Here is a 14,376-nt window from a genome sequence, read left to right on the forward strand (position 1 = left end):
ATTTTCTCAAAGTGTAAAAATGGGTGATATTTGAAACAGAAACTGGTCTAAATAACATATATTTTGAGTGCTAGTTCACAACCTTTTATTTCTAATATCAAGAAGCGAAGATCTTGACGTAAATTTGCTATAAAATATTTTCATAAATAAAAAAATCACCTGTAATTTAAGAGGTTATTATGTCATTAAATACACTTAAGACATCTTGGGGTAAATTATCGGCTATTGCTGTTTTATTCCTTGGTATGTCATACCAACAAGCATTAGCACACGCACACTTAAAATCACAGTTACCTGCTGAAGGTGCTGCTATTGAACAAGCGCAAGCGCCTAAAGTTATCACACTAGACTTTTCTGAAGGTATTGAATTAGCCTTTAGCAAAATTAAAGTCACTAATAGCGACGGTAAAGAAATTACCGTAGGAAAACTGAGTTTAGATCCTGTTAACAACACTAAATTATTATTGCCTTTAGAAAGTGATTTAGCAGAAGGTAATTATTTAGTTAATTGGAACGTTGTTTCTGTTGATGGGCACAAGACAAAAGGTTCTTATCAATTTAGTGTAAAATAATGACACCTGAAGACGTTTATATTTTATGCCGTTTTTTCCATTTCGTGGCAGTCATGTTTATGTTCGGACTGAGCTTCTCGGCTGCCATTCTTGCAAAAGATAAGTTCATTCCTCTTATTCAAGTCCGTTTGCGCCCTGCATTAGCCATTAGTACCGTCACTGTCTTTATTACGACTTATTTATGGATGGTTGTGCAATCTGGTATTATGGGAAATGGATGGGAAGACGCTTGGTCATTCGAAATATGGAAAGCGGTATTAGGTACTTCTTTTGGTCAAGTTTGGCAATGGCAATTGGTATTAGCAACCGTTGCATTAGCCGTTTTATTTATACACCAACGTTATATTCGTAACTTCTCTTTATTAATTGTTGCTTCAATTATGTTGATCTTACATGCATCAATTGGTCATGGTGCCATGTTTGCAGGATCAGAAGCGATATTTTACAAAGTTAACCAAAGTATTCATCTTATTAGTGCTGCCTATTGGTTTGGTGGTTTATGGCCATTTGTTGCTTGTTTGCAATTTTTACGGAATAAAGACGAGCTTGCAGATGGAATGATCAAACCTATCATTAGTACAATGAAGCGATTTTCACTTTTTGGTCATATTGCTGTTTTATTGGTTATTATTACCGGTGTTATCAGTGCCGTTATGTTAATTCCAGGATGGCCAGCCGTACAATTATCATCTGAATATCAAAGTATGTTATGGCTTAAAATTAGCTTAGTGGTGTTAATGCTTGGCCTAGCTGTAATCAATCGTTATGTCTTAGTTCCTCATATCCGTAAGAAAAATAACTTTCAATGGTTGCTAGTAAATAGTTGGTTTGAACTATTACTTGGAACAATGGTTATTTTTACTGTAGCCATCTTTGCGATTAACTCACCCGTATAGATTGTTATATAATCGAAAAAACCTAATTTCTTAAGTGAGACATCCACATGAAACGTTTTTTATTAGCGGGAATGTTAATGCTTTTCTCTTTTCAAGCATTCTCGGCGGCACCTATTTCAACGGTCAGTAAACTTCAATTTGGTGACGATTGGCCATTTACTCGAGAAGAAGTGATGCTCAATTGCCGTGCTGATGGTGCTTGGTTTGTGATTAATCCAGCAACACTGATGCAGTATCCACTTAATGAAATTGCAATGAAACAAATGGAAAGTGGGAAAGTAAAAGCACAGTTAATTGATGTTATTTTACTGCCAGATCCTAATGCACCTGAAAAGAAAAAATCAGTAAAAGTGATACAGAATGCGATTAAGTTGCTCTGTGAGAGTAATTAATCAAGTGATTGATAATATGACTAAGGTTTTTTATTTTTATCGTATTGATTTTAATAATAAAAATTAAGAGCAAAGATTTTTTGAATAGAAAATGGTGTGCTACTAGGTTGTTTACTGGATCTTTACATATTGTTAGCTAATATTTAACAGTAGGTTGTGAGATAGAAAAGTCTGAGTTAGTCCTCGATTTTTGTTTATGCAGTAATCAACAATTACTTTTTAGCGCACGGCTCGCAATGAGCCATTTCCCTAAGCCAGATAAATGATTTATCTGGCTTTTTTTATGTTATTTCGCTTTAGCATCTCGTTATGCCACTTTTAAGATCCAGTGGTGATTATCTTTATCATAAGCATGACGATAAAGCAGAATATTTTTATCTTTCAATTGGGCTGGAATACTTGTGTTTTCATCCCATCCATCTAATTGCATGCAAAACTCTTTGTCATAATCACATGGAATATGAATATAAGTTAATTGGTTATCAGAAGAGTGTTTCAAAGTAATATCTTCAATTTCATAGCAAGCAATTTTCAACGTTGTCTTTTTCATAATAAAACTCCGGATTAAGCGATGTTGTGTTCTGTTGTGTATTGTTGGTGGCATTTATTTTAAAGAATGCTTTTTGACCGAACAAAATTAAGCATAGTATAAATGGAATCTATTTCCAAAATATTTTTTGGAAATAAAAAAAGCGGATCATTTTTTGTGATCCGCTTTAAATAAATTATCTGAAATAGGGCAGAATTGTCTAATTTTTAAGGTTTAGGTATTGCTGTTCCCCATTCATCCCAATCTTTGGGTTCTTTATCATTTAAAATGAAATTCTGTTCCTGTTTTGCTTTCGCTTGTAATGGTGTGGAAGGTGGTGTTGCAAAAGTGATCCCACCGCGTATAAATTGCTTGAATGTACCACTACGAATAACGCCGCCAGTTAAACCAAACGAGAAGTTATATCCAGATGAGAGCCAAAACTCAGTATTATTTCGAACTAGGTATTGGTATTTTTTACTAATACGGATGTGAATTAATACTCTGTCAGACATGTTTCCTAGTTCAAGACCTGTTACGGCGCCAACTTCAAGACCACGGTAGTAAATTGGTGTACCAATTTGTACCGAACCCGCTTCAGTGGCATTTAACACAAGATTTAATCCATCGAGATAGCGTGAGTCTGTAATGTTAGATGTTTGCAATTCAAATTGACGATATACGCCACCATTGCCAGGTTCTGCTTTAATATAAGGTTGTATAAGTGAATCTAAGTTATCTAATCCTGATGCTGTTAATTCGGGAGTAACAACAGCGAAGCGACTGCCTGATCTCGCAAAGGTTTTGACATAATCAGGGTAGAGAACAGCAGATACAGTCACTGCTTTTCTATCTGGTGAAAGGATTAATGATTCGACTTGTCCAATATCAATGCCTAAATAACGAATAGGCATTCCTTCAGAGAGTTTGCTTGCGTCATATGTTTTTAAAGTAATTTGAGCACCGATAGCTCGTGCGCTAGTTTCTGATGGATAGAGTTTGTAACGTGAAACGTTATTATTGATATTTTCGAAATTATCAAAACTGATTGCGCCTTTTAATGCGCGATTTAGTGGTGTTGCTTCAACAGTTAATCCTGAGCCATTAACAGATACTTTTGCTGCCCCTTCAGTCCAAAATACACTCTTTTCTGTAAGCAGATGGCGGTATTGCTTTGAAATATAAACATCAATATCAAATTCATCCATTAAAGGTCGAACATCAGTAATTTCACCGACTTGGAATTGATGATAAAGAACCACTGAACCTTTTTGTATCCCAGGAAGGCTTGCTGCTTTTAAAGTGAGTATCACGGGTAATTCATTACCATCAACACTGGCTTTAGCAAAAAAGTCGTTACGATAAAGGCGATACTGTTCTTTAGGTGTTCCTTTAGTACCTTGAATAAGATGAATGCCTCCTTCAAGCCATTCTTGAGGTGTAGCACCTTGAACTTCAATGCCATTTAGACCCATATTGACGTTAATTCGGCTATTAGCAACAAATTTACTATTTTCATAAATATAATGTTTATATTCAGGGGCAATAATTGCATCAAAAATAACTCCATCATCACTCATATTACGCTGAATGATTTGTCCAATAGTAATTCCTCTAAAAAGAATAGGTTGTCCTGCATCGACGCCCCAACTTTCTTCACTGGTTAGAGAAATGATTAATCCATCTTCGCCATATATTGCTTTACCCGCATCTACGGAGGTTGCTGATTGTAAAACAAATTGCTGGTTTTCTTGTGCTGGAGGGCTGTTTTCTGGGGAATCAAACGCAATTGCACCATTGATTAAAGCAGAAACACTTTCCATTTTTACTGATACGCCACTTTTTAAATTGAAATTACCTTGAAAGCCCGAGACGTTCCAGAAATGGCTATCTTGGCGAATTAAGTGGGCATATTGTTTATCAATACTAAGTTCAATAAAAATACCTTGATTATCAGGGCGAATCGCATAGCTATACACTTTACCAACAGGAACTTGGCGATAATAAACTTGAGAGTCAACATTGAGTGATCCAAGTTTTTCTGTCGTTAGCGTTATTAACTGCTGATTTTTATCAATATTAGCTTGAGGACGAACTTCCTGAGCAATAAATTTAAACTGCTTTTCACCGTCACCTGGTAACATGCTGATATAGTTACCACCAACTAAAGCATCGAGCCCAGATACGCCAGAAAGGCTGGCTTTAGGTGTAACTAACCAAAACTGTGTGTTTTTGCGCAGTGTAGTCGATAGATCTTTGCGGATATCAGCTGTAACAATAACTCGACGTAAGTCATCGCTTAAAGTGACATCTTTAACAAGACCCACATCAACGCCTTGATAACGAATAGGCGTTCTGCCAGAGACAATTCCTGATGCGGATTGAAAATCAATCGTGATTTGCACGCCTTTATCTTGCCAATGTTGGAAAAGCAACCAACTAGCAATAAAAATGGCGATAACAGGGAGTAGCCAAAATGTCGAAATTTTACGCTTGCGGCGTATTTGGGCTTGTGTGTCCTGAACGTCGTTTTCTTCTTGTTGCATAAGTATCCCATAGTAAACGACTATCCAACCATTCAACGGCAAGGATAGTAAGAATAACCGCAGTACCAAAATAAAAAGCCGCTGGTCCCATTGTGAAAGTCATCAATTGATCTCGATTAATCAATGACATCATCAGTCCAATCACAAAGAGATCAAGCATTGACCATCGTCCTATCCAAGAGACAAAACGGTATAGTTTCATTCGAAGTAGGGGGTCAATACGAGAATTAAAATGAATGCTTAATAATAAGCCCAGCATAATTATAATTTTGAAAAAAGGCACAAAAACACTGGCAATAAAAACAATAACTGCGATCGGAGTATTGCCTGAATTCACTAAGGAAAGTACACCTGAAAAAATAGTGTCTTCACTACGTCGGCCATTAAAATAGAAAATAGAAATAGGTAATAAATTTGCAGGTATGAGTAAAATTATTGCTGAAATTAATGCCGCCCATGTTTTTTGTAAACTCATTGGTTGTCTTGGGGTATAGCAAGATTTACAACGTGGGCAGTGTGTTGATGGTGTTCTTTTAAAATGATAATGACAAGCATGGCAAGTCGCAGGGCTTTTTTCTATTTCTTTTTGTGGATAAAAGCGTTGCCAAAGTTGGTCCATATTAATGTTAATTAGCATTAATAAGCTGAGTATCATTAAAGAAACAAAAGCAATTAAGCCATTGCCAATATAGACGGTTGCATAATCACCTAATTTTATTGTTGCAACACCAAGACCAATCAAATAGACATCTAACATTACCCATTCTTTTAATTTCCCTAACATTAATAAGACTGGGCGAAGATTAAGGCGTAAGCGAGATCCTAAATGAAGATATAAAATAGCGATGGGGAGGCTAAGTGGTGCAGCAACAGCACAAAAAGCTACCATCGTTGCTGTAAGAGGAGAGCCTTGCTCTGACATCATGCGAATACCGTCAAGCACATTCGCCGTTATCATCGTGCCTAATAGATGAATTTTAATTAGTGGCTGAGTAAATGCTATTGATGCCAAAATAAGCATTGTAATAGAGAGAATAAGTAGACGAGTTAATGACCAATATCGATAAGATGCGAGTTTGGCTTGGCAACGTGGGCAATAGGCATCCTCTCCACGCTTCAATGCGAGAGGTAGTGTCACGAGGTGATCACACTCCTGACAGCGTATTGATTTTTTTTCCTTTGTTGCGATATTGTTCACTATGTTGCTCGTTAATTCGCCTAAGTTGGTTTTCTCAAGAGTTATCGTTTGATTAAGCTAAAAAAAAGTACCTATACTCAATGGTTCACAAGTTATCATTTTTATTATATTTATGCCTTTCATTTTACAATACAAAGTGTCTGATTTTTTTTGTGGGTGTTAAGGGGATATTATCGTTTTTTTACCCAATTCTTGAAAATGGAGTATTCAACCTCAAGATAAAATAGGCTAAATTACGAGTATGTTATCTATTTTAGTTACGCAAATAGGGTTTAATGATGCCAAAATCGCTTTTTTATCAGGAACTCACTGATAATTTGTCAGCCTTGTTGTCTGGTGAAAATGATCTTATCGCATCACTTGCTAATACCAGCGCACTTCTTTACGAGAAGTTAGATACGATAAATTGGGTTGGGTTTTATCTTAATGATGGTGATTCATTAGTCCTTGGCCCATTTCAAGGCAAAATTGCTTGTGTCAGAATAGGTTTTGGGAAAGGAGTTTGCGGAACTGCATACTCTGAAAACAGAATTTTAAGAGTAAGCGACGTTCACCAATTTAGTGGTCATATTGCTTGTGACAGTGCAAGTCAGTCTGAAATTGTTCTCCCGTTAGAAGTGAATGGACAAATTATCGGCGTTCTCGATATTGATAGTCCTATTTTTGATCGTTTTGATAAAAAAGATGAAAATGGGCTTAAAGCGTTGTGTGACGTGCTCTGCGAGCATTTAAAAACTTGTCATACAGCAAAATATTGTGAATTTTGTGTAAGTTAACAGGCGTTTGCCATAGAAATTGTTGGCAACACTATTATAATGTCGCTTGTTCATGCCTGCGCTGGTTGGCAAAACCGTTGTAATCAGGAAATTTCATGGAAAATCAACCTAAGTTGAATAGTAGTAAAGAAATCATCGCTTTTTTAGCTGAACGTTTCCCTAAGTGTTTTATCGCTGAGGGCGAAGCTCGCCCTTTGAAAGTTGGCATTTTTCAAGATCTTGTTGAAGATCTAAAAGATGAAACTCAACTGAGTAAAACACAGTTACGTTCGGCATTACGCTTATATACCTCAAGTTGGCGCTACCTTTATGGAGTTAAAGAAGGAGCAAAACGTGTCGATTTGAATGGTAATGACTGCGGCGAACTGGAAGCTGAGCATATTGAACATGCTCGTACACAATTAGCAGAAGCTAAGGCGCGCGTTCAAGCTCAGAGAGCAGAACAACGTGCTAAGAAGCGCGAAGCTGAAGGTGATAAGGAGACCAGCAAACGTCCGGCAGCGAAAAAGCCAAATAATACGCGTCGTCAGCCACCTAAAGAGGGTGAAAAACGGCAGCCTCGTCCTCAAAAAGCGACTCAAGCACCTCGTAAAGCACCACCACGCCAAAATACTGAAAAGTTAATTCCAGTGAAAGACACATCAGTTCTTACTGTTGGTCAATCGCTGAAAGTTAACGTTGGTAGCAGCGTGATGGACGCGACAGTGCTAGAGATAGCGAAAGAGGGTGTACGTGTACAATTGCCTAACGGTTTGGCAATGAATGTACGCACGGAACATTTAAAGTTCTGATACGGAGGCCAACCAGAGCATGAACAAACTTTTAAATGTGGCTTTTGCAATCGGATTAACGTTAACAGGCACTTCTGTTGTGATGGCTGAGAAACCAGCCACCCCAGCAATGGTAACTATTGATCAGTTACCCGACTTAAAGCAAGAGCCACAGCATTCTACCGTGAGCGAGCGAGTAACCTCTCGTTTTGAACGCTCTCATTACCGTCAGTTCTCGCTAGATGCGAGCTTTTCTGAAAAGATTTTTAATCGCTATCTTAATTTATTAGATTATAGCCACAATGTGTTGCTAGCATCAGATATTGCCCAATTTGATAAAGAAAAAACCAAAGTAGGTGAATATCTGAAAAAAGGTGAGCTTCAGCCCCTTTATGATCTTTTTAATTTAGCGCAAAAAAGACGTTTTGAACGTTTTCAATACGCCTTAAACCGCCTAGATAAACCCATAGATTTAACTGGTCAAGATAAGTTTGAGTTAGATAGAACAAAAGCGCCGTGGCCGCAAACTCAAGCTGAGCTAGATAAACTTTGGGATGAAAAAGTAAAATATGATTGGCTAACGCTGAAACTATCTGAAAAAACAGATAGCGAAGTTAAAGAGACACTCACTAAGCGTTATAAAGCTGCATTACGTCGTCAAACGCAAAGCCAAAGCGAAGATGTTTTCCAAATCATTATGTCGGCATTCGCCCGCGAAATTGATCCTCATACAAGTTATCTATCACCAAGAAATACCGAAGCCTTTGACTCTGAAATGAGTCTATCCTTAGAAGGCATTGGCGCTGTATTACAGATGGATGATGATTATCCTATGATCAACTCTATGGTAACGGGTGGTCCCGCTGCAAAAAGCAAAGAGTTGAAAGTTGGCGATAAAATTATTGCTGTAGGGCAACAAAATAAAACGATGGTTGATGTTGTCGGCTGGCGACTTGATGATATCGTTGCTTTGATTAAAGGGCCGAAAGGTAGCCAAGTAAAATTAGAAGTTATTTCTGATGAGAAAGGCGCTAAACCAAGAACAATCACGTTAGTCAGAGAGCAAATCCGTTTAGAAGACAGAGCGGTTAAGCTAACTGAAAAAGTAATTAACGGTGATAAAGTTGCAATTTTGGATATTCCAAGCTTCTATGTTGGCTTAACCAATGATGTAAAAACACAGTTACAAAAAGTGGCGAAAGATAATGTTTCATCTTTGGTCATTGATTTGCGCGGCAATGGTGGTGGAGCATTAACCGAGGCGATTTCACTTTCAGGATTATTTATTCCAAGTGGTCCCGTTGTGCAAGTCAGAGATAATAATGGTCGTGTACGACAAGATTTCGATAAAGATGATGTCGTGTATTATAAAGGGCCACTGGTTGTTATCGTGAATCGCTTTAGTGCTTCTGCCTCTGAAATTTTTGCTGCTGCAATGCAAGACTACGGACGAGCATTAATTGTCGGTGAGCAAACGTTCGGTAAAGGAACAGTTCAGCAATATCGCCCATTAACCCGTGTTTACGATCAAATGCTAAGCCCTGATTGGCCTGGTTTAGGTTCAGTGCAATACACTATTCAAAAATTCTATCGAATTAATGGTGGTAGTACTCAACTTAAAGGGGTAACACCTGATTTGCTGTTACCAAGCTTTGATAGTGCTGAAATGGGTGAAAGTTTTGAAGATAACGCATTGCCTTGGGATAGTATCTCTCCAGCAAGTTATCAGCTATCTGAGTATTCAGACAAGCTGAAAGCGGCGTTAGCACCATTAACTGAACAGCATACTAAGCGCATTGCAAATGACAGAGAGTTTTCATACATCTTTACTGATATTCAGCGTTATAACGATGCTAAAGCAAAAGGTGAAGATAAATTTGTTATCTTAAACTTCGCTGAAAGAGAGAAAGAAAACAAAGAGCTAGAAGCCATTAAATTAAACCGCATTAATGAGCGTTTTAAATTAGAGGGTAAGCCTGCGTTGAAATCACTCGATGATTTGCCTAAGGATTATGAAGGGCCAGATCCTTATTTAGATGAAACAGCTGCAATTGCGGTTGATCTCTCAAAAGTGCTTAAGCCTAAGAAATTATTAAATTAAGTTATCAGTTATAACAACGGATACTTAAAGTAACCCCCCAATAGTTGGATAACCAATTGCTGGGGGGTTTTGTATATATATTGATCAAGATATAAGATTATCATTGCCAATCAATGCTCATCAGGCTTTTCATCAAAAATCTTCTTAACAAAACCAATAATATCTTCTTGGATAGAACCCTTCATATTTTTAGTTATTCACTATATTAAGTTACCAGTAATATAAATAATTATTAATAAATAGATATTTAAATTTTACTTTATGTCACTTAATTTTTAATTCGAAATATATCTTGAATAAGTTTTGTAAGCTATAAGAGAGAATACTAGGTTAATTTTTAGATAAGAAGTGAGTTTCTTATCTAATAAGTGGAATGAAAAGATAAAGGGATTATTTATTGTGATTAAGATCTCATTTGAAGGCATGTCTATTGTAATAAATGTAACATGTTGTGACAATGATCTCTAAAATTGACATAAGATTACTATAGTATACAGATTATGAAATATTTGCGTCATTTTTGGATATTGACGCGTTAGCTAAAATCTTACCTAAATGATGAGTTATCTTTATTCTATAAGTTCAAAAATATATTTTTAGAGCAACATATCATAACTAAAATAATATATTTTCAGAGTAAGGTTCTCTACGTAAGGGATAATGACTAAAGGCAAATAATCTATAATTTGCTTATAGGATTTTATTGCAAAAAAATAAGTGAATATAAATATGGTGAAGTATCCATATTGGATTTTTTATGCCAAAAAATGACTCTATTGCTTGAAAATGGTGCAACTATAAATTTAATCAAAGGTTATTTTTTAGCTAAATAAAGAAATGGTGTTTTATTAAACTTGCTGAATATAAGTCAGTATAACTTAATTCAAATATTTATTAACCAGGTTGCATTTAAATGAAAGTAAAAAAAATAGTATTGTTTATGTTGTCTCCTTGCTTCTTAGCGGTAAGCGCTGCTAATGCTGCGAATTGGGAAGACTCAATTAAAGAAAGCGCGTTTATTTCAGATTCAGAACTTGAACTTTCTACAATCAATATGTGGAAATACTTGAAAACTGAAAACCGCTTTGATAAAGAAGAGCAACGCTACAGAAAGCAAGTTGCTAATGCTTGGGGGCAAAACTTCCAAGCTGATTTCAGATCAGGTTATTTAGGTGGCATTCTAGGATTTGATGTCTCTTATTATGGTGGTATCAAATTAGGTGCAAGTAAAGACTTCGCCTCTCGTGCAATCTTATATAATGATGATGGCGAAGCAAAAGGCTATAACAAAATTGGTCAACGTTTTGCAAAAGTTAAATTCGATTTAGATCCTGTATTAATTAACGGTAAAGCGGGTTGGTTTACTCTGAAAAATACCGGTATTTTTACAAACTCACAGCGTTTATCATTAAACAGCTACAATGGTTATGCAACTAACACTGCAATGGGCGACTGGAGCCTAGATTTACTATTCCTTGACGGTAAAGTAATGCGTCGTGATAGTCCAAATATCGACAGAATGTATTTTAGCGATGGTAATGGCGTTAGACATAATATCGACCATGTGCTGACTGGTGGCATTAACTACAACTCCAAACCGTTAAAAGTATTTTATTTCTATGGTCAAGCGGATGATGTATTCCGTCAACATGGTTTAGAAGCAAAATATAAATTAACCTCAGATGTTACTGTTGGCGGTGTTGTTTATTATCATGATTACGGTAGTGATGGTAAACGTACATTAAGTGATGCCAATAAGGGTAAACGTAACTTTGATAATGACGCATGGCACTTTGCAGGTACTATGGAATGGCGCATTCCAGAGTCACCATGGACGTTACGTACAGGTGTGACATATACCGATGCAGAAAAAGCTAATGGTGTTGGTCAATTTGCTCGTAATCCAATTGGTAATACCCGTGGACGCTTTAACTCACCTGCTTACGCAGATATCGACTATGTACGTGATGGTGAGGTTATGGGTGCATTGGAAGCTGAATACAGAGTTAGCAAAGAACTGTCTGTTGGTGCGCGTACCAACTATAGTGAATTCAGCTATTCTGGCGAAAGATTAAAACAAGGACAGTTTGGTTTATTTAGCTACTGGAAACCAACCGCGAATCTTTCTGTTTCTTTAAGCGGTGGTATCGGCTGGCACCACCAGCAAGAAAACGACTATACCACACCAAAACTTTATGATGGTCACTCACAACGAGCTCACTCATTGTCTGGCTCTATGACAACAACATATCGTTTTAAAATGTAACCTATAGCGTTAATTGAGTTTATTGCTCATATCAGATGCACGACTTGCATACATTGTGAGTCGTGCATAAAAATACAGAGATAGCGGCTCTATCGATTATCGTAAAAGATGGCGTCTATATGCTAACTTACGCTGTTTTTTTATGGTAAACCCATTGTCATGATATTAAACAATACAAGCCTTTCTTAAATAAATTCCTTCCGTTCGACAAAACAGAAAATTCATATCATCTATTATCAATCACACTTTATACTTAAGTTTTAAATGATGCCTAATATTAGGTGTTCACTGGCTATTTTTTTATCAAAATGTAAAGTTATATCGTTTTTAATATTAAATAAGTTAAAAGGCTTGATAAAATCTAAAAAAGCCTTATTTATAAGACAGTTTTAGCAATGTGATAATTAGATAAAATAGGAACAGTATCAATATGATGAGAATTGCTTTATTCCTGTTAACAAACTTAGCCGTTATGTTTGTTTTTGGGATCATCTTATCTTTAACAGGTATACAAGGTCGTAGTGTTCAAGGCTTGATGATCATGGCGGGCTTATTTGGCTTTGGTGGTGCATTCATTTCACTATTAATGTCAAAATGGATGGCATTACGTTCAGTGGGTGGTCAAGTTATTGAAAACCCAACTTCAGAAGTAGAGCGTTGGTTATTAGATACGGTAAGACGACAATCTGAACAAGTCGGTATTAAAATGCCACAAGTAGCAATTTATGATGCACCTGATATTAATGCGTTCGCGACAGGTGCTCGTCGTGATGCGTCGCTGGTGGCCGTGAGTACTGGTTTGTTAGCTAGTATGAGCCGTGATGAAGCAGAAGCGGTTATTGCCCACGAAATTAGCCATGTCGCTAATGGTGATATGATAACCATGACCTTACTGCAAGGTGTTGTGAATACCTTCGTTATCTTTATTTCTCGTATCATCGCTCAATTTGTTGCTAACTTTATTTCTAATGATGAAGAGAGCGAAAATAGCAATGGAAACCCATGGGTCTATATGGGAGTTTCAATGGTTCTGGAAATTGTATTCGGTATTCTTGCCAGCATTATTACAATGTGGTTCTCTCGTTATCGTGAGTTCCATGCGGATGCTGGTTCTGCAAAGCTTGTTGGCCGTGAGAAAATGATAGCTGCATTACAACGTTTGAAAACGAGTTACGAGCCGCAAGAAGAAAGTAGCATGATGGCTTTCTGTATTAATGGCCGTAATAAGTCATTCAGCGAGTTATTTTTATCTCACCCGCCATTAGATAAGCGTATTGAAGCACTGCGCAATGGTGAGTATCTGAAATAAGATTGAGATTTTAATCGCCAACTCTCAAAAAATTAAAGCGCTCAATATGAAAGTATTGGGCGCTTTCTATTTGTGAAGAATAGGGCTTTAATCTAAATATTCGCCAAAGTATGTCACCACTTTTTCCTCATCAATTTTAAGGCTGCCTTTCCAGCCTGCCCACGGCATTTCCATATCAGAGCGACCTTTTGTGTTATTAAGTTGGTTTTCTGCAATGGTAATATCGCCGAAATTAGCCCAATGATCCAAAGATAATGGAATATACGCATTGGGAATAACACCAACTAAGGCAAGTGAGTGCAAAATACCTCGTTTGGTATATTTATCACCAGAAATTAATTTAGCTTCATTTAACCGCTTTTCAAACTTACCCGGAGTTTCATCTTCTGGAGATTGGCGTAATAAATGGAGTAATTGCTTAAAGATCTCTTTATCTGCGGATGTTGGACTGACTGGCGCGACGGTCAGTAGATGTTTTAAATTCAAGTAAGCATAAGAGGGATTGTCCGTATAAGAATTACCATAATAGAGGCAATATTGAAAATAGCTGTCATTAATATGTTTTTGTTGATCCCCATCACTACAAACCCAACAGCAGGCATATTGAGGTTTTTCTTCATAATTATGTAATGGCAAATTTTGTAATTTATGAAAAGCCCCTAGAACAGAGCGACCTCTAAGATAACTGCCTCCAACACCTGCAACAAAAGCATCTAAGCAACGCTTTTGGGTGAGTAATGGATTATTCTTTAAGCTATTTAATTTCGAAATAACATCAGTGTGATCAGCAAATTTTTCTATGATATTAGGTTGCCAATTGGCCTCAGATAACAAAGTTTGTTCCTTGTCTGAAAGAATATTAAGGGGATACAGTGAAACTTGGCGTTCTGGATCATATTGGCTATTTTCATATTTATAGAGTTTACGTAAAACTCGCATAATTTTTTGCACGATTTTACCTTGTTATGTTTATAGGTTTTTTATTGATATTGGTGAATTGCATAGATAGAAGATAGGTAAC

At 36.8% G+C, this 14,376-nt stretch carries 12 protein-coding genes; 8 read left to right on the forward strand and 4 right to left on the reverse strand.

Translation table 11 applies throughout. The features are described 5' to 3' along the window. Positions 1–179: 179 nt before the first annotated feature. From copC to F1325_RS08210, 3 genes are read left to right on the forward strand one after another with little or no spacing between them, the layout of a single operon-like run. A complete protein-coding gene (copC, locus tag F1325_RS08200) occupies positions 180–572 on the forward strand; it encodes a copper homeostasis periplasmic binding protein CopC (RefSeq protein WP_023582413.1) in 393 nt (130 codons plus the stop codon). Then, positions 572–1,468 carry a copper homeostasis membrane protein CopD gene (gene copD / locus F1325_RS08205; RefSeq protein WP_109372535.1) on the forward strand — a complete coding sequence of 299 codons (897 nt, stop codon included), beginning with the start codon at positions 572–574 and terminating at the stop codon, positions 1,466–1,468. The genes copC and copD overlap by 1 nt, the downstream gene beginning before the upstream one ends. A gap of 47 nt (positions 1,469–1,515) precedes the next feature. Then, positions 1,516–1,860: a YebY family protein gene (locus F1325_RS08210; protein WP_160230310.1), complete on the forward strand. Its 345-nt coding sequence runs from the start codon at positions 1,516–1,518 to the stop codon at positions 1,858–1,860. A 307-nt stretch (positions 1,861–2,167) separates the two neighbouring features. On the opposite strand, the gene F1325_RS08215 is transcribed toward F1325_RS08210, so the two are convergent. From F1325_RS08215 to yebS, 3 genes are all read right to left on the reverse strand, one after another. Continuing rightward, positions 2,168–2,410: a DUF1480 family protein gene (locus F1325_RS08215; protein ID WP_023582410.1), complete on the reverse strand. Its 243-nt coding sequence runs from the start codon at positions 2,408–2,410 to the stop codon at positions 2,168–2,170. Between the two features lie 206 nt (positions 2,411–2,616). Continuing rightward, complete coding sequence (locus tag F1325_RS08220) at positions 2,617–4,935, reverse strand: PqiB family protein (protein WP_160230311.1); 2,319 nt, start codon at positions 4,933–4,935, stop codon at positions 2,617–2,619. Continuing rightward, on the reverse strand, positions 4,877–6,133 hold the full coding sequence (gene yebS, locus F1325_RS08225; RefSeq protein WP_160230312.1) for a membrane integrity lipid transport subunit YebS: 1,257 nt from the start codon (positions 6,131–6,133) through the stop codon (positions 4,877–4,879). Before yebS ends, F1325_RS08220 begins: the two co-directional genes overlap by 59 nt. Before the next feature lie 278 nt (positions 6,134–6,411). Between yebS and F1325_RS08230 the strand changes: the two genes are divergently transcribed. The 5 genes from F1325_RS08230 to htpX all read left to right on the forward strand — a co-directional run bounded on the left by F1325_RS08230 (position 6,412) and on the right by htpX (position 13,355). Next, entirely contained in the window at positions 6,412–6,909 is a 498-nt protein-coding gene (locus tag F1325_RS08230; RefSeq protein WP_088495806.1) for a GAF domain-containing protein, read from the forward strand. 95 nt (positions 6,910–7,004) lie between these two features. After that, entirely contained in the window at positions 7,005–7,700 is a 696-nt protein-coding gene (gene proQ / locus F1325_RS08235; RefSeq protein ID WP_023582406.1) for an RNA chaperone ProQ, read from the forward strand. 19 nt (positions 7,701–7,719) lie between these two features. Next, on the forward strand, positions 7,720–9,780 hold the full coding sequence (prc, locus tag F1325_RS08240) for a carboxy terminal-processing peptidase (protein ID WP_109372531.1): 2,061 nt from the start codon (positions 7,720–7,722) through the stop codon (positions 9,778–9,780). Between the two features lie 913 nt (positions 9,781–10,693). Continuing rightward, a complete protein-coding gene (locus tag F1325_RS08245; protein WP_109372530.1) occupies positions 10,694–12,046 on the forward strand; it encodes an OprD family outer membrane porin in 1,353 nt (450 codons plus the stop codon). A 430-nt stretch (positions 12,047–12,476) separates the two neighbouring features. Further along, positions 12,477–13,355: a protease HtpX gene (gene htpX, locus F1325_RS08250; RefSeq protein WP_088495802.1), complete on the forward strand. Its 879-nt coding sequence runs from the start codon at positions 12,477–12,479 to the stop codon at positions 13,353–13,355. 87 nt (positions 13,356–13,442) lie between these two features. Here htpX and F1325_RS08255 read toward each other — a convergent pair whose 3' ends face one another. Next, positions 13,443–14,306: a hypothetical protein gene (locus F1325_RS08255; RefSeq protein ID WP_244313559.1), complete on the reverse strand. Its 864-nt coding sequence runs from the start codon at positions 14,304–14,306 to the stop codon at positions 13,443–13,445. Positions 14,307–14,376: the final 70 nt, after the last annotated feature.

Origin of the sequence: Proteus columbae, from assembly GCF_009914335.1 — a bacterium.
In the GTDB taxonomy this organism is placed as follows: Bacteria; Pseudomonadota; Gammaproteobacteria; order Enterobacterales; family Enterobacteriaceae; genus Proteus.

What these genes read in the sequence shown, in the direction of transcription:
- copD (WP_109372535.1), top strand. Translation starts at nt 572, where the DNA reads ATGACACCTGAAGACGTTTATATTTTATGCCGTTTTTTCCATTTCGTG.
- F1325_RS08245 (WP_109372530.1), top strand. Translation starts at nt 10,694, where the DNA reads ATGAAAGTAAAAAAAATAGTATTGTTTATGTTGTCTCCTTGCTTCTTA.
- F1325_RS08210 (WP_160230310.1), top strand. Translation starts at nt 1,516, where the DNA reads ATGAAACGTTTTTTATTAGCGGGAATGTTAATGCTTTTCTCTTTTCAA.
- F1325_RS08215 (WP_023582410.1), bottom strand. Translation starts at nt 2,410, where the DNA reads ATGAAAAAGACAACGTTGAAAATTGCTTGCTATGAAATTGAAGATATT.
- F1325_RS08230 (WP_088495806.1), top strand. Translation starts at nt 6,412, where the DNA reads ATGCCAAAATCGCTTTTTTATCAGGAACTCACTGATAATTTGTCAGCC.
- prc (WP_109372531.1), top strand. Translation starts at nt 7,720, where the DNA reads ATGAACAAACTTTTAAATGTGGCTTTTGCAATCGGATTAACGTTAACA.
- proQ (WP_023582406.1), top strand. Translation starts at nt 7,005, where the DNA reads ATGGAAAATCAACCTAAGTTGAATAGTAGTAAAGAAATCATCGCTTTT.
- copC (WP_023582413.1), top strand. Translation starts at nt 180, where the DNA reads ATGTCATTAAATACACTTAAGACATCTTGGGGTAAATTATCGGCTATT.
- F1325_RS08220 (WP_160230311.1), bottom strand. Translation starts at nt 4,935, where the DNA reads ATGCAACAAGAAGAAAACGACGTTCAGGACACACAAGCCCAAATACGC.
- htpX (WP_088495802.1), top strand. Translation starts at nt 12,477, where the DNA reads ATGATGAGAATTGCTTTATTCCTGTTAACAAACTTAGCCGTTATGTTT.